The organism is Corticimicrobacter populi (genome assembly GCF_003123725.1).
In the GTDB taxonomy this organism is placed as follows: domain Bacteria; phylum Pseudomonadota; class Gammaproteobacteria; order Burkholderiales; family Burkholderiaceae_B; genus Corticimicrobacter; species Corticimicrobacter populi.
The window spans coordinates 287445-309165 of sequence record NZ_QETA01000002.1 but is presented as its reverse complement, the minus strand read 5'-3'; the positions used below and the strand labels follow the sequence as shown (position 1 = coordinate 309165).

18 protein-coding genes are annotated in these 21721 nt (G+C 64.0%); 15 read left to right on the top strand and 3 right to left on the bottom strand.

Annotated elements, in window-relative coordinates:
• Positions 1–48: 48 nt before the first annotated feature.
• From DD235_RS06705 to DD235_RS06690, 4 genes are all read left to right on the top strand, one after another.
• Positions 49–501, top strand: coding sequence for a DUF6547 family protein (locus tag DD235_RS06705; RefSeq protein ID WP_338028408.1), 453 nt, complete (start codon positions 49–51; stop codon positions 499–501).
• A gap of 83 nt (positions 502–584) precedes the next feature.
• Positions 585–1940, top strand: coding sequence for a H(+)/Cl(-) exchange transporter ClcA (clcA, locus tag DD235_RS06700; RefSeq protein ID WP_204524207.1), 1356 nt, complete (start codon positions 585–587; stop codon positions 1938–1940).
• A gap of 56 nt (positions 1941–1996) precedes the next feature.
• Positions 1997–2683 carry a response regulator transcription factor gene (locus tag DD235_RS06695; RefSeq protein WP_109061286.1) on the top strand — a complete coding sequence of 229 codons (687 nt, stop codon included), beginning with the start codon at positions 1997–1999 and terminating at the stop codon, positions 2681–2683.
• Positions 2593–4512 carry a sensor histidine kinase gene (locus tag DD235_RS06690; protein WP_109061285.1) on the top strand — a complete coding sequence of 640 codons (1920 nt, stop codon included), beginning with the start codon at positions 2593–2595 and terminating at the stop codon, positions 4510–4512. The genes DD235_RS06695 and DD235_RS06690 overlap by 91 nt, the downstream gene beginning before the upstream one ends.
• A gap of 33 nt (positions 4513–4545) precedes the next feature.
• Here the strand turns inward: DD235_RS06690 and DD235_RS06685 are convergent, their stop codons facing one another.
• Positions 4546–5457 carry a LysR family transcriptional regulator gene (locus tag DD235_RS06685; protein ID WP_109061284.1) on the bottom strand — a complete coding sequence of 304 codons (912 nt, stop codon included), beginning with the start codon at positions 5455–5457 and terminating at the stop codon, positions 4546–4548.
• Between the two features lie 140 nt (positions 5458–5597).
• Here DD235_RS06685 and DD235_RS06680 point away from each other — a divergent pair, with 140 nt between their 5' ends.
• The 7 genes from DD235_RS06680 to DD235_RS06650 all read left to right on the top strand — a co-directional run bounded on the left by DD235_RS06680 (position 5598) and on the right by DD235_RS06650 (position 13088).
• Entirely contained in the window at positions 5598–7226 is a 1629-nt protein-coding gene (locus DD235_RS06680; protein ID WP_109061283.1) for an ABC transporter substrate-binding protein, read from the top strand.
• Positions 7227–7272: 46 nt separating this feature from the next.
• Positions 7273–8250 (top strand): ABC transporter permease, encoded by a 978-nt coding sequence (locus tag DD235_RS06675; protein WP_109061282.1) that lies wholly within the window; start codon positions 7273–7275, stop codon positions 8248–8250.
• Positions 8250–9203 (top strand): ABC transporter permease, encoded by a 954-nt coding sequence (locus DD235_RS06670; RefSeq protein WP_109061281.1) that lies wholly within the window; start codon positions 8250–8252, stop codon positions 9201–9203. Before DD235_RS06675 ends, DD235_RS06670 begins: the two co-directional genes overlap by 1 nt.
• Positions 9203–10195, top strand: coding sequence for an ABC transporter ATP-binding protein (locus DD235_RS06665; RefSeq protein WP_109061280.1), 993 nt, complete (start codon positions 9203–9205; stop codon positions 10193–10195). Before DD235_RS06670 ends, DD235_RS06665 begins: the two co-directional genes overlap by 1 nt.
• Positions 10192–11196 carry an ABC transporter ATP-binding protein gene (locus tag DD235_RS06660; protein ID WP_109061279.1) on the top strand — a complete coding sequence of 335 codons (1005 nt, stop codon included), beginning with the start codon at positions 10192–10194 and terminating at the stop codon, positions 11194–11196. The genes DD235_RS06665 and DD235_RS06660 overlap by 4 nt, the downstream gene beginning before the upstream one ends.
• A 34-nt stretch (positions 11197–11230) precedes the next feature.
• The gene (locus DD235_RS06655; protein WP_109061278.1) at positions 11231–12367 is read left to right on the top strand and encodes a M20 family metallopeptidase; all 1137 of its coding nucleotides are present in this window, start codon (positions 11231–11233) and stop codon (positions 12365–12367) included.
• Positions 12368–12467: 100 nt separating this feature from the next.
• Positions 12468–13088, top strand: a complete 621-nt coding sequence (locus DD235_RS06650; protein ID WP_109061277.1) for a glutathione S-transferase family protein — start codon at positions 12468–12470, stop codon at positions 13086–13088.
• A 48-nt stretch (positions 13089–13136) separates the two neighbouring features.
• Here the strand turns inward: DD235_RS06650 and ppk2 are convergent, their stop codons facing one another.
• On the bottom strand, positions 13137–14090 hold the full coding sequence (gene ppk2 / locus DD235_RS06645) for a polyphosphate kinase 2 (protein WP_109061276.1): 954 nt from the start codon (positions 14088–14090) through the stop codon (positions 13137–13139).
• Between the two features lie 226 nt (positions 14091–14316).
• Here ppk2 and DD235_RS06640 point away from each other — a divergent pair, with 226 nt between their 5' ends.
• The 4 genes from DD235_RS06640 to DD235_RS06625 all read left to right on the top strand — a co-directional run bounded on the left by DD235_RS06640 (position 14317) and on the right by DD235_RS06625 (position 20321).
• Positions 14317–15600 carry a YbfB/YjiJ family MFS transporter gene (locus tag DD235_RS06640; RefSeq protein ID WP_239990063.1) on the top strand — a complete coding sequence of 428 codons (1284 nt, stop codon included), beginning with the start codon at positions 14317–14319 and terminating at the stop codon, positions 15598–15600.
• A gap of 78 nt (positions 15601–15678) precedes the next feature.
• Positions 15679–16812: a M20 family metallopeptidase gene (locus tag DD235_RS06635; RefSeq protein ID WP_420810452.1), complete on the top strand. Its 1134-nt coding sequence runs from the start codon at positions 15679–15681 to the stop codon at positions 16810–16812.
• A 3-nt stretch (positions 16813–16815) separates the two neighbouring features.
• On the top strand, positions 16816–19686 hold the full coding sequence (ppc, locus tag DD235_RS06630) for a phosphoenolpyruvate carboxylase (protein WP_109061274.1): 2871 nt from the start codon (positions 16816–16818) through the stop codon (positions 19684–19686).
• A gap of 20 nt (positions 19687–19706) precedes the next feature.
• Positions 19707–20321, top strand: a complete 615-nt coding sequence (locus DD235_RS06625; protein ID WP_109061507.1) for a GNAT family N-acetyltransferase — start codon at positions 19707–19709, stop codon at positions 20319–20321.
• Here DD235_RS06625 and DD235_RS06620 read toward each other — a convergent pair whose 3' ends face one another.
• Complete coding sequence (locus DD235_RS06620; protein WP_109061273.1) at positions 20322–21626, bottom strand: NAD(P)/FAD-dependent oxidoreductase; 1305 nt, start codon at positions 21624–21626, stop codon at positions 20322–20324.
• Positions 21627–21721: the final 95 nt, after the last annotated feature.

Genomic DNA, 21721 nt, shown 5'->3' with positions numbered 1-21721 from the left:
GCTTTCAGCATCGTCAGGCTGTAAAACTGTGAGACAGCCCAACGGATTATGAGTCCGTTGGGCTGTTTTCTTATAATCGGTACCTCAGCCTCACGCCATCGTCGCGACACCCGGACATTTACCTTTATGCCAGGCACTGCCCCCATCCCTGTCTATCAAGCCATGATTGACGAACTGGTTGATGAGACACGACTCCACAGCCCGCTTGCCAAACGCGTTGCGACAGATGATTCTTTGCCGGCGGCCAGGGAAGATAGCGCCATCCACAAACTCGTGCCCTCACTCACGCAAGAACAGCGGATCTGGTTGTCCGAGCTGTTAATGCAAGAACGAAGCAGCGCCATTCACGACACGCTGTCTGTTCTGTCCTGGTGGATCGAATGCCGGGACGTGGCACTGACCGTCAACGGCAACGCATTGCCTGCAGACCTGAGCGGCATGGGCATGCAGGGTGACTATATCGGCAGAGTGGATGGCTGGACGTGGCCTGACGACACCTGACCCGTGAAGATGACTCAAGCCCCTCTGGGTATCCATGCCCCTGACCGCACCATGCGCACAACCCACCTGTTTTTTGCTTCGCCGTGACAGACTCCCGACACATCCATGCCTCCACGTATTACGCCCTGGCCGCCGTTATCGGTGCCCTGACCGGCGTGCTGGGTGCCGCATTTCATTTGCTGGTAGAGCGGACCCTGAGCGGGACACATCATTTACCGACTCTGCTGGGGCTGGAAGGCCCGATGCTCTACGTGGTCATGGCGCTGTTCTCGGCGATGATGTTCTGCGCCGCCGTGGCGCTGGTGCGGTGTTTCGTCCCCGAGGCCAGCGGCTCCGGCGTGCAGGAGATCGAGGGCGCAATGGCGGGCCTGCGCGAGGTGCGCTGGAAGCGGGTGCTGCCCGTGAAGTTCATCGGTGGCATCCTGGCGCTGGGTGCCGGCCTGGTCGGTGGCCGGGAAGGGCCCACCATCCACATGGGAGCCTCGATCGCCAAGGCAATCGGCGATCGTTTCACCATGCGTATCCGTGATGCCCGTGCCTTGCTGGGCGCAGGTGGCGCAGCCGGCCTGACGGCAGCGTTCAATGCGCCGCTGGCGGCCTCTCTGTTCGTTATCGAAGAGGCACGCAAGGTTTTTCCTTACAGCAAACAGCGTTACCTGGCGGTCATCCTGGCCTGTGTCTGCAGTGCCATCGCCACCACGGCCATCACCGGCACGACGCCCTATATGGCCTTGACCTCCGACTATATGCCCGCCCGGTTTCTCCCTGCCTTTGTCCTGCTGGGCATATTGCTGGGCGTGATCGGCGTGATTTTCAACCGGACCATTCTGGTTTGCCTGGACCTGGCGCGCCAGGTCGGACTGAAAACATCCCCCTACCTGCTCCCGCTGATATTGGGATGCATCATCGGCCCCCTGCTGGTTGCCTTTCCCGAGGCGACAGGCGGTGGCGAATCCCTGGTCAGCGTGCTGGCAAAGCATCCGCTGCCGATTGGCCTGTTGGCAATCGTGGTGCTGGCAAGGTTCATCATGACGGCAGCGAGCTACTCGATCGGTGCGCCGGCAGGTATCTTTGCGCCGATTCTGGCGCTGGCAGCCGCCCTGGGCAGCCTGCTGGGCAACTTGCTGGCATTGATCATGCCGCTGCCTGTGGATGGCCTGGTCGCCTTTACAGTGGCAGGCATGGCAGGGCTGTTTGCCAGCACCGTGCGCGCCCCGCTGGTCGGGGTTGTCCTCGTGATCGAGCTGACCGGCAGCTATGCGCTTGCCATCCCGGCGCTACTGACCAGCATGACAGCCGCCATGATCTCGATCGGACTAGGCGGCAACCCCATTTATGAAGAACTGCTCAAGCGCACCCTGCGGCTTGCAGAACCACCACAGCCTCCTCAGGGTTCGGCGGATCAATGCCAATCCCACGAACCTACCCATTTTCGGTGATAGCGGCCACCGGCATTCCATGACACACTAGCTGTCCCATTACGCTTTGTGCCGCCATGACTGCCCTGCCTTCCGCTGCCGATCCGCTGCTGCCTGCCCCAGTCCTAGTGGTGGAAGACGATCCGTCGATGCAACAGCGCCTGGCCGCCATCCTGCGCAGCCTGGGCTACCCTGACGATGCCGTGACCTTTGTCGGCGATCTGGCACAGGCCCAGCGGCACATCGCAGAACACCCCTTGTCAGTGGCGCTGGTGGATATTGGCTTGCCCGATGGCAGCGGCATCGACCTGATCCAGACCCTGCATGCCGCCGATCCCTGCCTGTGCATCCTCGTGATCTCTGCCTGGAGTACCGAGGAAATCATTCTCGGCGCGTTGGGTGCCGGTGCCACCGGCTATGTGCTCAAGGAGCGTGATGACCTGGAAGTCACGCTGTCGATCCGCAGCGTACTGCGCGGCGGTGCGCCCATCGATCCCTTCATCGCACGCCGCATCCTCAAGCTGCTGCCGGCCACGCAGCAATCCCGGGCAGATACCCCCCCGCTATCGGGCGTACTGAGCACCCGCGAGTCGGAAATACTCGAACTGGTTTCCCAGGGCCTGTCCAATCGGGAAATTGCAGAACACCTGGTCATCTCCCGCTATACCGTCGAATGCCACATCAAGCACATCTATCGCAAGCTGGCCGTCTCGTCGCGCACCCGCGCCGTGAACGAGGCTCGCCTGCGCGGTTTGCTGCCCTGATCCTGCTGTGGCTTGGTCTGTTCCTGCCGGTACTGGTGCAGGCGGCCTGCCAGCCCCAGATCACGCAAGTCCGCATGGCCCCTGAGCGGGCCGGCGACGGGCAACGTCCGACAGAAGGCTGGCAGACCGTCACGCTCCCGGATATCTGGCAAAGGCACTGGCCCGGTTTCAACGGGCCAGTCTGGTATCGCGTGGACTGGCAAACCGCCTGCCCCGCACAGACAGTGGCGCTGCATGTCAGCGGCATGGCGATGGCGGGCCAGGTATTTCTGAACGATGCCCTGCTCTGGCAGGACGACAGCCTTGCCGAGCCGATGTCCCGCAGTTGGAACGTACCACGCCAGTGGCTATTGCCCGCCGCCGCGCTGGATGACACCAATACCCTGTGGTTCCGCATCGTGGCACCGGCCCACCTCTCGCCAGGGCTGGGCAGCGTGATGCTGGGCACACAGGCACAGATCGATGCCCGCCACCAGGGCAGAACCCGGCAGCGCGATCTTTATGCGTTCAATCTGGTCGTGTCGCTGGTACTGGCCGGCCTGTTTCTGGTGTTCTGGCTTGTGCGCCGCAGCGAGCACGCATTTGGCTGGTTTGCCCTGGCCTCGCTGCTCTGGTCGGCGACCCTGAGCAACGTACTGGTCACCACCCCCTGGCCCTTTGACAACAGTACCACCTGGGCGCGCTGGAACATCGTTGCGCTCATTGCCTATTGCTGCGCATTCTGCATGTTCACCTGGTCGTTCGGCAACATCCGCATGCCACGGCTGGCGATGGCGCTGTGGAGTCTGTCGGGCATCGTGGCGCTGGCCCTGCTGTTGATGCCGGCAACTGATCTGTACGACGCCTCAGCCGTTGTCGCCCTGGTCTATGCCTGTTTTTTCTGTGCCAACTGCCTGCAGTTCATCTTCCACGCCTGGCGCAGCCGGGAGCCCAGTCAACTGCTGTTTGCAGCCTGCCTGGCGCTGTTCGTCCTGATTGCAGTCCACGACGTACTGGCACATCATGGCCTGATCGACGTGCCCTCCAACCATGGCCCCATCTCTGCGCCCCTTATTTCCATCTGTCTGTTCCTCATCCTGGCCTGGCGCTATGCCGGCAACCTGCGACGCATCGAAGCGTTCAACGAAGAGCTGCAGACGGCAGTACAGCAAACCCGCACGGAACTGACCCAGACCCTGCAGCGCGAACACCAGCTGGAAGCCGACAACATCCGGCTCAATGAACGCCTGCGCATGACACACGACCTGCATGACAGTCTCGGCAGTTCACTGATGCGTTCGATGGCCGTGGTCAATCAGTCACGCCAACTGGGCGGCGAACAGTTCCTGTCTATCCTGAGAGAGTTGCGTACCGACCTGCGCCATGTGATCGACGGCAGCTCCGACAGCATGACGCTGGAACAAGGCACCCCCACCGAATGGATCGCGCCGCTGCGACGCCGCTTTACCAGCCTGTTCGACGATCTCGGCCTGGCCTCGCGCTGGACACTGCCACCCGAATGGTCGGTGCACCTGTCCCCGGCACAGTTGCTGGGGCTGACCCGCTTTCTCGAAGAAGCGCTCACCAATGTGCTCAAGCACAGCCAGGCCTCGCACCTGAGTGTGTCCATGCAAGGGGAGCCAGACGGACAGACCCTGCTGCTGTCCGTAGAGGACGATGGTCGAGGCTTCGATGTGGAGCAGGCCCGCCACGCAGGCATTGGCATGCAGAGCATGCACCGCCGCATCGAACGAATCAATGGCACCTTGCTCGTGACATCGACACCGGGCATCACCCGACTGTCGGCACGTATCCGCCCGGACAAATCGCCTGCCACACAAGCGGGCTGAACGCCGCCCTCACACCCGTTTTCACAGGCCGTATCAGCTCGGTTCGGCTTGCCGCTTGGCCTCCAGATCCTGCACGATCAGATCAATGAACTCGCGGATTGCCGGTGGCAGCAACCTGTCTTTCATCAGTTGTACCTGGATGCTGCGTGAATGCATTTCGGCATCGGTGACCGGCACCGCCACCAGGTCATTGCGCACCAGTCGGTCCGCCATCGACACATAGCTGGCAAACAGGATGCCCTGGCTATTGCGCACATAGGCATGCAGGGCTTCTGCATAATTGCTGTTGAGTACCGGCTCGATGCTCAAACCACTCATGTTGCAGGCCATGTCGAACAGCTTGCGGGTCGAGGTGGTCGTGTCGGTCAAAGCAATCGGATAGGCCTTGAGTTCGGTCAGCGACAGGCGCGGCCGGCCCGCCAGTGGATGATCGCGGTGCATGATGGCCAGGGCTGGCGAGCGATGCGCATAATGCACCACCACGTTGGACACAGGGCGCGTGCTGAAGGTGATCGCCATGTCCGACTCGCCGGCCGCTACCCGCTCGGACGCAGCCACCGCGCCCCCGACCCATAGTGCAAACGTCGTGCCCGGGCGCAGCCGCTGGAAATCGGCAATCGCCTTGGGCACCATCTCATTGGCCAGCCCCTGCGAGCAGGCGATGCGGATATGGCTCTGCTCCATGCCTTGCAGCCGCGCGATTTCCTGCAGCGTGGCTTCGGTTTCGAGCGTCTGGCGCTGAGCATGCGACAGCAGCAACCGGCCCGATGCGGTCAGCGTCATGCCGCGCACGCCGCGCTCGAACAGGGGTGCCCCCACGCGCTGTTCCAACTGGGAGATCTGCCGGCTGATCGCCGAAATCGCGACCTCCAGGCTTTCGGAAGCTGCGCTCAGGCTGCCGCGCTGGGCGACTTCGACAAAGTATTTGAAGGCGAGGCTCTGCATATTTACTTTCCAATAAAAGCAAATAGATTGCTAAATATTCCAATTATATAGAAAACCCTAATTGTTCCCTATCCGTACAGACCCCTAGAATCTGCTCCTCAACATCAGGTCCGATCCACCGACACGAAAAGAGGCATCCCATGACCCTGACCCGTCTGACCCCCGCCGCCACCTGCGTGGCCCTGCTGACGGCAGCACTGAGCACGGCCGCATCCGCCCAGACGCTCAAGATCGGCCTGGCAGCCGAACCGACCGCCGTCGATCCCCACTATCACCAGACCACGCCCAACGAGGCGTTGCTGATGCATATTTTCGAGCCGCTGGTCGCCATGAATGCGGATATGCAGATGCAGCCGGCACTGGCCGCATCCTGGCAACCGCTGGATGACACGACCTGGGAATTCAAGCTGGACCCCGCCGCCAAGTTCTCCAATGGCGAACCCTTTACCGCCAACGACGTGATTTTCACGTTCTGCCGCATCCTCAACAATGAAACCGCCATCGGCGGTGGCTCCACCAACGTGGCGCGACGCATCATCGGCATCGACGCACCGGATGCGAACACCGTGCATCTCAAGACGGCCTCGCCCTATCCCGTGCTGCCCAATGAGCTGGCCCGTATCCCGATGATCTGGAGCGGCATGGCCCAGTTCGAGAACCTGACCTACGAACCGGCCAAGGGCTGCGGCGTGACCAGCGCCTGGCCGACCGTGACCGACTTCAATACCGGCAACCTGGTGGTCGGCACCGGCCCCTACAAGCTCAAGTCGTACGTCAAGGGTGCCGGCATCGCGCTCGAGCGCAACGATGCCTACTGGGGCAAGACACCGGCCCCCTGGAGCGAAGTGCGCATGACCGCCGTGCCTTCGGCCGGCCCGCGTCTGACCGGCCTGCTCTCGGGTGACTTCGACCTGATCGAAAACCCGGCCGCCCGCGACCTCAAGCGCATCACCGACAGCGGCTTCGAATACACCACCAAGCCGTCGGTGCGCATCATGTTCTTCCAGCTGGACGTGGGCCGTGCGCCCAGCCCCTTCGTCAAGTCGCCCAAGGGTGCCGACGATAATCCGCTGCAGGATGCCCGCGTGCGCCAGGCCCTGTCGATGGCCATCGACCGCAAGGCCATTGTGGACCGCATCATGGATGGTGTCGCCACGCCCGCCAACCAGTATCTGCCCGAAGGCATGTTCGGCTCCATCGTCGGCGCGCCGGCTCTGGAATACAACCCGACCCGTGCCAAGGAACTGCTGGCCGAGGCCGGCTATCCCAACGGCTTCGAGCTGACGCTGTCCTCGACCAACAACCGCTACATCAACGATGCCCAGGTCACCCAGGCCGTGGCGCAGTACCTGGCCCGCATCGGCGTCAAGACCCAGGTCGACACCATGACCAGCTCGGTGTATTTCCCGCGCCGTGCCCGCCAGGAATTCAGTGCCGCACTGGGCGGCTGGGGCTCCGAGACCGGCGAGGCCAGCAACTTCATCCAGTACTGGGTGACCACGCGCAACCCTGAGCTGGGTGTGGGCAGCAGCAACTACGGCAGCTACTCCAACCCCGAAGTGGACAAACCCTACCTGGAAGCCATCCGCACGCTGGATGACGCCCGTCGCAGCGAACTGCTGCAGGACAGCGTGAAACTGGCCCTGGAAGACATGGCCAACATCCCGCTGCACTTCGAAAGCGGTGTCTGGGCCTTCCGCAAGGGTCTGGCCTACGACGGCCGTGCCGACCAGCGCACCGTCGCCACGGCGGCCCGTCCGGCCGAGTAAGCCCCGTTAAAGCAATACCTGAGTACAGGTCCAACAGGAGTACGCGTTGTCTGTCTTTATCCTGCGCAGATTGCTGCAAAGCCTGTTCGTATTGCTGGCCGTGTCGCTCGTCGTGTTCTTCGCCGTGTATGCGGTGGGGGACCCGATCGAGCTGCTGGTCAGTCCGGACGCGGGCCAGGCCGAACGTGCAGCGTTGATCGCCCGCCTCGGACTGGACCTGCCGATCTGGCAACAATACGGACATTTCCTCTGGCGCGCCCTGCACGGAGACCTCGGCATCTCCTTCGTGCATGGCGTACCGGCCATCGAGCTGATCCTCTCGCGCTTTCCGGCGACGCTCGAACTGGTCATCGTCGCCATTCTGCTGACCTGTACGATCGGTATTCCGCTCGGCCTGGTCGCGGGCCTGTACCGCGAGCGCTACCTGGGCCGCGGCATCATGGCCAGCTCGGTGCTGGGCTTTTCCCTGCCCAATTTCTGGCAGGGCATGGTCTTCATCCTGCTGTTCTCGGTCTGGCTCGGCTGGCTGCCTGCCTCCGGGCGCGGCCCGACCGTGACCGTGCTGGGCATTCCCTTCAGCATTTTCACGGCCGAAGGCTGGTCGCACCTCATCCTGCCGGCCGTCAACCTGGCCGTGGCCAACATCGCCCTGGTGCTGCGCATGACCGCATCCGGTGTGGCCGAGGCGCAAAGCCAGGACTATGTGCGCTTTGCACGCGCCAAGGGCATCCGCCCGGGCCGCATCGTACGCCGCCACATCCTGCGCAACATCATGATCCCGGTAGTGACCGTAATCGGCATGGAGTTCGGCACGCTGATTGCCTATTCGACCATTACCGAGACGGTGTTCTCCTGGCCCGGCATGGGCAAGCTGCTGATCGATAGCGTCTACCAGCTCGACCGCCCGGTGGTCGTGGCCTACGTGATGCTGGTCACGCTGCTGTTCGTCCTGATCAACCTGGTCGTGGACATCCTGTATGCCGTGCTGGACCCCCGTGTGCAACTGACGGAGCAGAGTCACTGATGAATACCCCGCACTCCACCCCGCCTGCACAACAGGATGCAGCGGCCACACAGGCCGCCCCCATCGAGCGAGTCAAGCCGCTGCTGGAAACGCCCCAGCGCCGCAATATCCTGCGCCGCCTGCATGCCCGCCCCACCGTGCGCGGCTCGCTGCTGGCGCTGGTCCTGCTGATCGGCGTCATCCTGATCGCGCCGTTCTTCGCGCCACAGGACCCCTATGACCTGCTGATGCTCAACATCATGGACGGTCGCCTGGCCCCCGGCTCGCAGCACATGGACGGCTGGACCTACTGGCTGGGCACCGATTCCCAGGGCCGTGACATGCTGAGCGCCATCCTGTACGGCCTGCGCATCAGCCTGATGGTCGGCCTGACAGCCGTGCTGCTGTCGACCCTGATCGGTTCGGTCGCCGGCCTGCTGGCCGCCTACAAGGGCGGCTGGGTCGATACCCTGCTGATGCGCCTGGTCGATTTCATTCTCGGTTTCCCCACCATCCTGGTAGCCCTGGTACTGCTGGCCGTGCTCGGCCGCGGCGTCGACAAGGTGATCTTTGCGCTGGTGATCGTGCAGTGGGCGCACTATGCCCGCATCATGCGCGGCCGTGCCCTGCAGGAACGCCGCAAGGAATACATCGAGGCGGCGCAGAACCTGGGTTTCCCGACCTGGCGCATCATGCTGGTCCACCTGCTGCCCAACTGCATGGGACCGATCATGGTGTTTGCCACCATCCAGATCGCCACGGCCATCGTGCTCGAAGCCACCCTGTCTTTCCTGGGAGTCGGCGTGCCGATCACCGAGCCCTCGCTGGGCCTGCTGATCGCCAGCGGCTTCGAATACCTGCTGTCCGGTGATTACTGGATCAGCATGTTCCCCGGTATCGCACTGCTGCTGCTGATCCTGTCCATCAACATCGTGGGTGACCGCCTGCGTACCAGCCTGGATCCTCGCCACTGATGACTACCGATACTTCCCTGCTCGATGTGCGCGGCCTGCAGACCGCGTTCCATACCGAGGCCGGCGCCTGGCTGGCCGTCGATGGCGTAGACCTGACCGTGGCGCGTGGTGAAATCGTCGGCCTGGTCGGCGAGTCCGGCTCCGGCAAGTCCGTAACCGGTTTCTCGCTGCTGGGCCTGATCGACCCGCCCGGCGAAGTGGTCGGCGGACAGGTGCTGTTCAACGGCACGGACCTGCGCTCGCTGGACGAGGAATCGCTGCGCAAGCTGCGCGGCGACCGCATCGCCATGATCTTCCAGGATCCGCTGATGACGCTCAACCCGGTACTGCGCGTCAAGGAACAGATGATGGAGGCCATCCTGACCCATCATCCCCGCACGCCCCGGCGCGACGCCGAGGCCCGCTGCCTGGAAGCGCTGGCCATGGTCGGCATCCCCGCCCCCGAAAAGCGCCTGGACAACTATCCGCACGAGTTCTCGGGCGGCATGCGCCAGCGCGTGGCGATTGCCATCGCCATGCTCAACCATCCCGAGCTGATCATTGCCGACGAGCCGACCACGGCGCTGGATGTCACCATCCAGGGCCAGATCCTGTACCAGATGCAGAAGCTGTGCCGCCAGAACGATACGGCCATGATCTGGATCACCCATGACCTGGGTGTCGTGGCCGAGCTGGCCGACAAGGTGGCCGTCATGTATGCCGGTCGCATCGTCGAGTACGGCCCGGTCTCCGAAGTCCTGGCCGCACCGCGCCACCCCTACACCCAGGGCCTGCTGCAATCGATGCCAGGCGCAGCCGTACCCGGCAGCCGCCTGAACCAGATCGATGGCATGGCCCCCACCCTGACCGGACGCGAGGCCGGCTGTACGTTCCGGCCCCGCTGCCCGCATGCCGGGCCGGAATGCGCACGCGCCGTCCCTGACCGCACCGATGCCGGCGAGCGCTATTTCCGCTGCTACCGGCCGATCGCCCTCGCCCAGGAGCAAGCATGACGACGGAACACGTGATCGACATCCGCAACCTGCGCAAGCAGTTCGGCAAGAAACCGGATGTGGCGCAGCGCCTGCTCGGCCTGGCGGGCCGCAAGATCGAATCGCCCACGGTGCATGCCGTCAACGACGTCAACCTGGCCATCGCCAAGGGCGAAGTGGTCGGGCTGGTCGGTGAGTCGGGCTGCGGCAAATCCACCCTCGGCCGCATGGCCGCCGGCCTGATCCGCCCCTCCGCCGGCAGCATCCACTATCAGGGCAAGGACATCGCCACGCTGCGCGGCAAGGCGCGCCTGGACTATATCCTGGGCGTGCAGATGATCTTCCAGGATCCGCAGGCTTCGCTCAACCCCAAGCAGCGCCTGCACCAGATCCTGGGTGAAGCGCTCAAGGTCCACGGACTGGCTCCGGCCAGCGAGATTCCGGGCCGGGTCGATGCCGCGCTGGCCGAAGTCGGCCTCGAGCGCGACTATCGCAACCGTTTCCCGCACCAGATCTCGGGCGGCCAGCGCCAGCGCATCGGCATCGCCCGCGCCCTGATGGTGCAGCCGTCGTTTCTGGTCTGCGATGAACCGGTCGCGGCACTCGATGTCTCGATCCAGGCACAGGTCATCAACCTGTTCATGGACCTGCGCGACCGCCACGGCTTTACCTACCTGTTCATCAGCCATGACCTGGGCGTGGTGCGGCACATCTCCGACCGCGTCGCCATCATGTACCTGGGCCGCATCGTCGAGATCGCTGCCGCTGCCGACATTTTCAGCCGCGCCGCACATCCCTACACCCAGGCCCTGCTGGCCGAGATGCCCGACGTACAGCGGCAAAAACGCGTCTTCACCCCCATCAAGGGTGAGATACCGTCGCCCCTGAATCCGCCCTCGGGCTGTACTTTCCATCCGCGCTGCCCACACGCCACGGCACGCTGCAAGGAAGAAGCCCCTGTCCTGCAGGACATCGGCACCGGCCACCAGGCCGCCTGCCATTTGCTGACCCACCCAGCCTAGATCCCATTACCAGATACAGAGCCACACACAGACCATGCCTGACACCCATTCCGACACCGCCTCCGCCATCGTCGCCGGCATTCGCCGCTGGATCGAGTGCGAATCCCCCTCGCACGACCGCGCCGCCCTGCTGCAGATGGCCGACATGCTGCTGACCGATGCCCGCAACATGGGCCTGCAGACCACCGCCCGCGACATCGGCACGGAGACGGGTCCACTGCTGCACATCCACAACCGCGCCGCAGGCGATGACCGACCCGGCATCATGATCCTGGCGCACTATGACACCGTGCATCCGGTCGGCACGCTGGAAAAGAATCCCTGCCGCATCGAGGAAGACCGCTTCTACGGCCCCGGCACCTACGACATGAAGGCCGGCACCTGGCTGGCACTGACCGCCCTGGGCACGCTGGCGCAGCCCGGCAGCAGCGCCCTGCCCATCGATTTCGTGATCGTGCCCGACGAGGAAGTCGGCAGCCACGCATCGCGCGCCCATATCGAGGACTTTGCCCGCCAGGCCCGTTATGTGCTGGTCTGCGAACCGGCGCGTGCCGATGGCGGCCGCTGCGTGACCGCCCGCAAGGGCACCGGCTTCATCTATGTCAGCACCCAGGGCCGGCCGGCCCATGCCGGCGTGCAGCACCAGAAGGGCCGCAACGCCATCCAGGAAATGGCCCACCAGATCCTGGCGCTGCAGGCCATGACCGACTACGAGCGCGGCATCACGGTCAGCGTCGGCGTGATCGAAGGCGGCACCACCTCCAACGTGGTGCCCGAGCACTGCCGCATCGAGACCGATTTCCGCATTCCCGACCCCGAAGCCGGCGACATCCTGCGTGCCAGAGTGGAGCAGATGAAGGCCGTCGATCCGGACGTGAAACTGAACGTCGAGTTCATCCTCAACCGCCCGCCCATGCCGCGTACCGAAGGCACGGCCGCACTGCTGGCGCGTGCCCAGGAATATGCGCGCGCAGCAGGCTTCGACCTGGAAGAGGCACCGATGACCGGTGGCGGCAGCGATGCCAACTTCACCGCCGCGCTGGGCCTGCCCACGCTAGATGGTCTGGGTGCCGACGGCGACGGTGCCCACACGCTGTGGGAGCACATCCTGGTCTCGACGCTGCCGGCACGGCTGGATTTCTGGAAGAAGATGCTGCGCGCGCTGGATTGAGCGGCATGCCGGGCGGTATCAGTACCGCTCCGGCACCAACATGTTTTCGATGCCAGGCGACCGGAGTAGCATAGCGGTTTCATTGGCAAGGAGAACAGGCATGAAAATCTGGGGTCGCATCAATTCAAGCAATGTCCGCAAGGTACTCTGGTGCGCAGAAGAACTGGGGCTGGACTACGACCATATTCCTGCCGGTGGCGAGTTTGGTCTCACCGACACCCCCGAGTATCGGATGCTCAATCCCAACGGTCGGATACCCTGCCTTGAGGACGGTGACTTGGTATTGTGGGAGTCGAATGCCATCGTGCGCTATCTGGCCCGCCAATATGGTGCCGCCCCCTTCTCGCCAGCAGCCGACGTGCGCGCCTGGGCCCGCGCCGACAAATGGATGGACTGGACCTCGCTGTCATTCGCCGTGCCATTTCGCGGCATGTTCTGGAATCTGGTGCGTATCGCCCCCGAGCAACGCGACCATGCTGCCATTGAAAGCGGAGCAAAAGAATGCGCCCGACTGATGACCATCGCTGACAATGCGCTGGCGACATCACCCTTTCTATCAGGTCAACACATGGGCATCGCGGATATTCCGCTCGGCACCCTGGCCTACCTGTGGCTGTCGCTGCCTGTGGAAAGGCCAGCCTTGCAGCACCTGGATGCCTGGTATGCGCGACTGTGTGAACGGCCCGCATACCGCAAGGCCGTCATGACGCCGGTGACCTGAGCCATCTGCCGCTCAGATCACGCGCTGCGGCTCACTGCCAGGTTCACATCAGTAGCGTTCCGGCACCAGGATATTTTCCGGTACCCGATGGCGGGTATAGTCTCCGTGGCGCTCGCGCTCGGGCAGCACGACCGGCGCACGCTCCACTTCATGGTAGGGCATCTGTTCCAGCAAGTGCGCAATGCAATTGAGGCGAGCCTTTTTCTTGTCCACCGCCTGCACCACCCACCATGGTGCCTCGGGGATATGAGTACGCTCCAGCATCACTTCCTTGGCACGGGTGTAATCCTCCCAGCGACGCCGCGACTCCAGATCCATCGGGCTGAGCTTCCACTGCTTGAGCGGATCATGGATACGCGCCAGGAAGCGCAGGTGCTGCTCCTCGTCGGTGATCGAGAACCAGTACTTGATGACCTGAACACCCGAGCGCACCAACATGCGCTCGAACTCCGGCACGGAGCGGAAAAATTCCTCGTATTCATCATCAGAGCAGAATCCCATGACTCGCTCGACCCCGGCGCGGTTATACCAGCTACGGTCGAACAGCACCATTTCGCCGGCCGCCGGCAGATGCGACACGTAACGCTGGAAATACCACTGCGTACGCTCGCGGTCATTGGGTGCCGGCAAGGCCGCCACGCGGCAGACACGGGGATTGAGTCGCTGGGTGATGCGCTTGATCACGCCGCCCTTGCCGGCCGCATCGCGCCCCTCGAAAATAATCACGACCTTGTGGCCGGTATTGACCACCCAGTCCTGCAGCTTGACCAGCTCGCCCTGCAACCGGAACAGTTCCTGAAAATAGACACGACGGTCGATCTGCGCCTGCAATGAATCGATGGCCAGCGGCTTGCCATCCTCGCCGATGTAACGATCCTCGAGTTCCATTTCGAACTCTTCGTCGTAGCTGTCGATCAGGTCGAGATGCAGGCGGCGTTCCAGATCATCGGGATCGTCGATGACGGGACGGCGGGCAGTCTGGGAAGCGGCGGGGCGTGTCATGGCATCACCTTCGAAAATAGGTATGGTTACATTTAATCATACTATGCCAGACCAAGATGTCGAGCGAATGACATGGAGCGAGATCACGGCACATTCATCATTGCCCTGCTGAGCCGCAGCCTCCACATTCCCCTTTGCTGAATTTAGGGTGTATCTTCTCTACGAGGCCTTGTTTCCCCAGGCCGGGCGCTTTATCCTGCCACATTGCCCAGACTCCGATTCTGCTGTGTCCTCCCCTCGCCTGCCCTCGTCCCTGCTGATCGCCCTGACCGGCCTGCTGTCGCTCTCCATCGCCATGGGGATCGGTCGCTTCGCCTTTACGCCGGTGCTGCCGATGATGCTGCACGACGGTACGCTGGACCTGCCAACCGGTAGTTGGCTGGCGACCGCCAACTACATCGGCTATCTGCTGGGTGCGCTGCTCTGTGCCGCCAGTCCCTTCTGGCAACGTTATTGGCGAGGTGCTGCATGGCCACCCGCGCGGCTGGTACACACGGGTCTGGCCGCCACCGTGGCCCTGACGCTGGCCATGGCCCTGCCCTGGCCGGATGCCTGGCCGACCTGGCGTTTTCTGTCCGGGATCGCCAGTGCCGTGGTCTTCGTTTTCACCTCGGGCTGGGTCATGGCACAGTTGGCACAACGCCAGTCCACCCACCTGGGCAGCATGATCTTTGCCGGCCCCGGTGCCGGCATCGCGCTCAGTGGCCTGGCCGTCATGGGCATGGTGCAGCAGCACTGGCTGGCCAGCAGTGCCTGGATCGCGTTCGGTATCCTGGCACTGCTGCTGACACTGGCCGTCTGGCGCACGCTCGACTCACCCATGCCCAATGCTGTCTGTCCCCCCGCCAGCCTCTCGGCATCTTCACCTACCGAATCGGCGGCACCATCGACCCCGCCTACTGTACCGCCAGAAGACAACACGGGGGGCACGCTGGAAATCGGCCTGCTGGCAGTGGCCTACGGACTGGCCGGGTTTGGCTACATCATCAGCGCGACCTTCCTGCCGGTCATCGCCCGGACGGTGTTGCCGCCATCACCCTGGCTCGACATGTTCTGGCCGATTTTCGGCATTTCGGTTTCCGTGGGTGCCTTGCTGGCGACCCAGGCACCCCGCACGCTCGATAATCGGCTGGCACTGCTGGTCAACTATCTGCTCCAGGCTGCGGGTGTGCTGCTGTCGATTTTCTGGCAGACCCTGCCGGGGTTCGTCCTGAGCAGCATCCTGCTCGGCCTGCCGTTCACCTCCATCACTTTTTTCGCGCTGCAGGAAGTCCGCCGCCTGCGACCGGGCCAGACTGCCAGCCTGCTGGCCCTGATCACCGCCCTGTACGGCATCGGTCAGATCGCCGGGCCGCCACTGGCGGCAGCCCTGGTCGAACACACCGGCGATCTCGCGCGCGGCTTCGACCTGGCGCTGGGTGCTGCGGCGGCGACCCTGCTGATCGGGGCCGGACTGTACTGGCTGATGTTCCGCCGCTGGCCGACCACGCCCAAACACCCTACTCCGTGAGTCTGCTCCGGTGGCGGCCACCTGCATCGCAGCCACCGTATTCCTGAGCGCCACGGCACCGATTTTCTACTATCCTTGATCACCATGACCCATACCACTGCTCTCGACATACTCGCCCACATCCGGCGCTGGACCGAATGCGAATCCCCCTCCCAGTCACTGGAAGCGCTGAACGGCATGGCCAGCCTGATCGTGGCCGATGCCCGCGCCCTCGGCCTGCAGGCCGAATTGCGTGACATCGGCACCGAAGCCGGCCCGCTGATCCACATCCACAACCGCGCACCGGGTGACAGCCGTGCCGGCATCATGGTGCTGGCGCACTACGACACCGTACATCCCGTCGGCACGCTGCAGCAGAATCCCTGCCGCATCGAGGGCGACCATTTCTACGGTCCCGGCACCTACGACATGAAGGCCGGCACCTGGCTGGCCCTGTCGGCACTGGGCACGGTCGCACAGGCCGGCAGCAGTGCGCTGCCCATCGACATGGTGATCGTGCCCGACGAGGAAACCGGCAGTACCGCCTCCCGCCCGCACATCGAAGACTTCGCCCGCCGCGCGCGCTACGCGCTGGTCTGCGAGCCGGCGCGGGCCGACGGCGGCCGCTGCGTGACCGCCCGCAAGGGCACCGGCTTCATATGGGTCACTACCCATGGTCGCCCTGCCCACGCCGGCGTCCAGCACGACAAGGGACGCAATGCCATCAAGGAAATGGCCCACCAGATCCTGGCGCTGGAGGCGATGACCGACTATGCACGCGGCATCACGGTCAGCGTGGGCATGATCAGCGGCGGCACCACTTCCAACGTGGTGCCCGAGCACTGCCAGGTCGAGGTGGATTTCCGCGTACCCGATGCGGCTGGCGCAACCTGGCTCAAGGCACAGGTCGAAGCACTGCGTCCCGTCGATCCGGATGTCGCGCTCAAGGTCGAGTTCAAACTCAATCGCCCGCCCATGGACCGCACCGAAGCCACCGCTGCGCTGCTGCGTCGCGCCCAGGACTCGGCCCGCGCAGCCGGTTTCGAGCTGGAAGAAGCGCCGCCCACCGGCGGCGGCAGCGATGCCAACTTCACCGCTGCGCTCGGCGTGCCGACCCTCGATGGCCTGGGTGCCGACGGCGATGGCGCGCACACCCTGCATGAGCACATTCTCGTCTCGACCCTGCCGGCCCGGCAGGCTTTCTGGAACCATCTGCTGCAGCACCTGGACTGAACCATGAACGAGCAAACACGCTATCTCCCCGCCCCCCAGATCGACTCGGCACTGCGCGACGACATCCGCCTGCTGGGCCGGACCCTGGGCGAAGTGATCCAGGCCTGCGAAGGCAAGGCGGTCTACCAGACCATCGAGACGCTGCGCCGCACCGCCGTCCAGTTGCGCCGCACCAGCCAGCAGGAAGATGCCGCCCTGCTGGAGCAGAAGGTCAAGGCGCTGAAGGCCCCCGGTGCCAATGCCGTGGCCCGCGCGTTCAGCTATTTCCTGCATCTCTACAACATTGCCGAAGACCACAACCAGAAAATCAGCCAGCGCCAGACGCAACTGTCCGGCGACGGCCCCCTGCCCGGCAGCCTGCGCCATGTGATCGGCAAGCTGCGTGACCAGGGTATCGGTGCCGGCAAGATCCGCAAGTCGCTGGAACAGGCCTGCCTGGTGCCGGTACTGACGGCACACCCGACCGAAGTGCAGCGCAAGAGCACGCTCGACCTGCATCGCCACATCGCGCAAGCCCTGGCGCAGCGCGACCTGCCACTGACGCCCGATGAGCAGCGTGCATCCGACGAAGCCCTCACGGGCTATATCGCCACGCTCTGGCAGACCCGCATGCTGCGTTATTCGCGCCTGACGGTCGGCGATGAAATCGACAATGCCCTGTCGTACTACCGCAGCACCTTCCTGCATGCCATCCCGCGCCTGTATCGCGACCTGTCGCGACTGCTGGACAAGGACGCCGGCTCACCATTCGGCCCGCTACCCAAGCCCGTCGCGGCCTTTCTGCGCATGGGCAGCTGGATCGGCGGCGACCGCGACGGCAATCCCAATGTCGATGCCGGCACCCTGCGCCATGCCCTGCTGCGCCAGGCTACGGTCCTGTTCGAGTATTACCTCAAGGAGTTCTACCTGCTGGGGACCGAGCTGTCGATGTCGACCCTGCTGATCGACGCCTCGCCGGACCTGATGGCCCTGTCCGACGCCAGCGTGGACACCTCGCCACACCGCGAAGACGAACCCTATCGCCGCGCCCTGATCCAGATCTACGCACGCGTGGCCGCCACGGCGCAAAACCTGACTGGTCAGCCACTGGCCCGCCGCAAGACTGCCCAGGCCGAACCCTATGTCGATCCCGACGAACTGGCCGCCGACCTGCGCACCGTGGCCGACTCGCTGGTGACACATCACGCCACGCCAGTGGCGCGGCTGCGCCTGAACCTGCTGCAACATGCCGTCGCCACCTTCGGTTTTCACCTGGCGACCGTTGACCTGCGCCAGAGTTCCGACGTACACGAGCGCGTGCTCGACGAGCTGTTCAGCCGGGCCAGCGTCACACTCGACGGCAAGCCGGTCCGCTATCAGGAACTGGGTGAGGACGACCGCATCCGGCTGCTGCGCAGCGAGCTTGCGCAGGCACGGCCGCTGTCCTCGCCCTGGCTGGCCTACAGCGAGGAAACCGCCCGCGAACTGGAAATCCTGCGTGCCGCCGCCGAGGTCCGCAGCCGCTATGGCAAGCTGGCCGTGCGCCAGACCATCGTCTCCCATACCGAAAGCGTCAGCGATCTGCTCGAAGTCATGGTGCTGCAGCAGGAAGCCGGCCTGCTGTCGCATCCCGACCTGCCCATCGAACCCGGCGACGGCCTGATGGTCGTTCCCCTGTTCGAGACCATTCCCGATCTGGAAAACGGCCCGGCCATCATGGCACAGTGGCTCGACTACCCCGAGGTCAAGGCACGGGTACGCAAAGCCCAGTCAGGCGTCCAGGAAGTCATGCTCGGCTATTCCGACAGCAACAAGGACGGCGGCTACCTGACCTCGAACTGGTCACTGTATCAGGCCGAACATGCCCTGATCGACGTGTTCAAGGCACGCCGCCTGCGGCTGCGCCTGTTCCACGGCCGGGGCGGCACGGTGGGGCGCGGCGGTGGTTCCACCTACGAGGCCATCCTGGCGCAGCCACCGGGCACCGTCGATGGCCAGATGCGCCTGACCGAGCAGGGCGAAGTCATCCAGAGCAAGTACAAAGATGCCGAAGTCGGCCGCAGCCACCTCGATCTGCTGGTTTCGGCCACGCTCGAAGCCTCGCTGTCGGGACAGGACGGCAGCAGCCACCAGGCCGACGACACCTGCCTGGGTACCTACGGCCCGCTGATGGCGCACCTGTCGGCTCAGGCCATGCGCAGCTATCGCGGACTGGTCTACGAAACGGACGGCTTCGAGCGGTATTTCTTCAATGCCACACCGATCCAGGAGATCTCCGGCCTGAACATCGGATCGCGCCCGGCCTCGCGCAAGAAAAACCCGACCATCAATGACCTGCGGGCCATTCCCTGGGGGTTTTCGTGGGCACAGTGCCGCCTGCTGCTGCCGGGCTGGTTCGGCGTGGGATCGGCCCTGCATGATTACCTTGAAAATGGCACCAGCGGCCAGCCGCGCAGCCGCAGCGCCCGCCTGGCGCAATTGCGCACAATGGCGGCGGAATGGCCGTTCTTCAACACCACCCTGTCCAACATGGAAATGGTGCTCTCCAAGGTCGATCTGCACATTGCGGCGCGCTACGCCGAACTGGTACCCGATGCCAAACTGCGCAAGAATATTTTCGAGCGCATCCGCACCGAGTACGCGCTCACCCGCGAAATCCTGCAGGAAATCAACCAGCGCGAACTGCTGGCCGACAATCCGCAACTGGTGGCCTCGCTGCAGGAGCGCTTTGCCTACATCGATCCGCTCAACTACCTGCAGGTCGAAGTGCTGCGCCGTTTCCGGGCCGGCCAGCAACAGCGCAGCCAGGCCAATGCCGTCGCCAACGAGCGCCTGCAGCGTGCAATCCACCTGACCATCAACGGCATCGCCGCCGGTCTGCGCAACACTGGCTGATGCCGCCACGGGGACACACCATGACGCACTGGGTCCAACCCATCACCCTGGCCATGAACGGCCTGCACCTGGAACCGCTGTCACTGGCCCACGAAACGGGCCTGCGACAGGCGGCCGCCGATGGCGAACTCTGGAACCTGCGCGTCACTTCGGTGCCGCGCCCCGAGGATACACGCACCTATATCGAAACGGCATTGCTGCAACGCGAGCAAGGCACGCGCTTTGCCTTTGCCGTGATCGACGATGCCAGCGGGCAGGTGCTGGGCAGCAGCAGCTACCACGACATCGTGGCTGATATCCGGCGGCTCGAGATCGGCTACACCTGGTATGCCCGCAGCGTGCAGCGCAGCCACGTCAATACGACGTGCAAGCTGCTGCTGCTGCGCCATGCCTTCGACACGCTGGAGGCCGATGTCGTCGGCTGGCGCACGGACAACTACAACTTCGCCAGTCAGCGGGCCATCGAGCGGCTCGGCGCACGCCGCGACGGCGTGATCCGGCATCATGCGCGACGTCGCGACGGCACCATCCGGGATACGGTCATGTACAGCCTGCTGCGCGGCGAGTGGCCAGAAGTGCAGGCCCACCTGGTCTATCTGCTGGAAAGCCGCCGCAACGCCAACACGCAGGGCTGATCAGTCCAGCCGGATCGTGGCGCGCAAGCGCCTGTTGAGGCAATCGACCAGCCACAGCAGACTGCCGCGCCAGAATCCATGCAAGCGTGCCTGGTGACTGCGATACAGCATCGTATGGCTGAGCTGTGCCAGCCGTCCCCGAAAGGTCACGCCCTTGAACAGGCCATACTGCCCCAGCGACCCATAGGCATCGTAGGCACCCAGCGAGACCAGCGCCCCCATGTCCCGATAGGCGAACGCAGGCACCGACCGCCCTGACAGGATCATGTCGGGCAGGTAGCGGATCAGGTGCCGGGCCTGCTGGTGCGCCACCTGGGCTGTGGGCGGCAGAGGCTGCGCAGCCCCTTCCGGCGTACAACTGGCGCAGTCTCCCATGGCAAACACATGCGGATCCAGGGTCGTCTGCAGCGAGGGACGCACCACCAGTTGATTGGCCCGGTTGACCTCCAGGCCGTCCAGGTTCGCCAGCACATCGGCCGCCTTGACCCCGGCAGCCCAGACCTTGAGCGTGGCATCGATGCGACTGCCATCGGCAAGAACATAGCCGGCCTCATCCGCCTGGCTGACACGGGCATTGGTCAGCACACGGATACCCAGCGCTTCCAGGCGCGCCTGGGTGGCAGCCGAAATATCCTCCGGAAATGCGGCCAGCAACCTGGGGCCGCTCTCGATCAGCGTGATTTTCATACGCTCTGCCAGGCCATGCGCCCCATACGCGACCGAACTCTCGACCAGTTGTACCAGCTCGGCAGCCAGTTCGACTCCCGTCGCCCCACCACCCACGATACCCACTGACAGCATGCCCCCCTGCGAGAGGCACTGCAGCGTGCGCAGGCGGATTTCCTGGTTGAATGCATCGGCCTGCAGGCGCGAATCGATCTTGAAGCAATGCTCTGCCACACCGGGCGTGCCGAAGTCGTTGGCGCGACTGCCGATGGACATGACCAGCGTATCGTAGGCAAGCCGCCGGGCCGGAATCAGCAGGCGGCCATCCGGCGCATACAGCGCAGCCAGCAGCAATGCGTGGGCAGTCCGGTCCAGCCCCGCCACTTCACCCGGCTGATAGGTGAAGCCGGCAGCCCGCGCCTGGGCCACGTAGGTGGTCTGCTGTTGGGAGATATCGCTGGTGCCTGCGGCGATGGTATGCAGCATCGGCTTCCAGATATGCGCCGAATCACGATCAACCAACGTGACCTCGAAGCGCCGCCGGCCCCGCGCCAGCCGGCCCAGCGTACTGGCCACCTCGAGCCCGGCCACGCCACCGCCGACGATCACGACGCGATGCGGCTGTGCACTGAATGACATGGCTAACTCCTGGTTTTAAAAACAGCTATCGAAATATGATAGTTGATATTTTATCCCGAAGAGATGGCCGGATCTGCACGCACTACACGTCAGTG

Bases quoted from the DNA above. Each gene is read 5' to 3' on its own strand.
- DD235_RS06660 (WP_109061279.1), top strand. From the start codon at position 10,192: ATGACGACGGAACACGTGATCGACATCCGCAACCTGCGCAAGCAGTTC.
- DD235_RS06665 (WP_109061280.1), top strand. From the start codon at position 9,203: ATGACTACCGATACTTCCCTGCTCGATGTGCGCGGCCTGCAGACCGCG.
- DD235_RS06620 (WP_109061273.1), bottom strand. From the start codon at position 21,626: ATGTCATTCAGTGCACAGCCGCATCGCGTCGTGATCGTCGGCGGTGGC.
- DD235_RS06655 (WP_109061278.1), top strand. From the start codon at position 11,231: ATGCCTGACACCCATTCCGACACCGCCTCCGCCATCGTCGCCGGCATT.
- DD235_RS06670 (WP_109061281.1), top strand. From the start codon at position 8,250: ATGAATACCCCGCACTCCACCCCGCCTGCACAACAGGATGCAGCGGCC.
- DD235_RS06685 (WP_109061284.1), bottom strand. From the start codon at position 5,457: ATGCAGAGCCTCGCCTTCAAATACTTTGTCGAAGTCGCCCAGCGCGGC.
- DD235_RS06680 (WP_109061283.1), top strand. From the start codon at position 5,598: ATGACCCTGACCCGTCTGACCCCCGCCGCCACCTGCGTGGCCCTGCTG.
- ppk2 (WP_109061276.1), bottom strand. From the start codon at position 14,090: ATGACACGCCCCGCCGCTTCCCAGACTGCCCGCCGTCCCGTCATCGAC.
- DD235_RS06625 (WP_109061507.1), top strand. From the start codon at position 19,707: ATGACGCACTGGGTCCAACCCATCACCCTGGCCATGAACGGCCTGCAC.
- DD235_RS06695 (WP_109061286.1), top strand. From the start codon at position 1,997: ATGACTGCCCTGCCTTCCGCTGCCGATCCGCTGCTGCCTGCCCCAGTC.
- ppc (WP_109061274.1), top strand. From the start codon at position 16,816: ATGAACGAGCAAACACGCTATCTCCCCGCCCCCCAGATCGACTCGGCA.
- DD235_RS06690 (WP_109061285.1), top strand. From the start codon at position 2,593: ATGCCACATCAAGCACATCTATCGCAAGCTGGCCGTCTCGTCGCGCAC.
- DD235_RS06705 (WP_338028408.1), top strand. From the start codon at position 49: ATGAGTCCGTTGGGCTGTTTTCTTATAATCGGTACCTCAGCCTCACGC.
- DD235_RS06650 (WP_109061277.1), top strand. From the start codon at position 12,468: ATGAAAATCTGGGGTCGCATCAATTCAAGCAATGTCCGCAAGGTACTC.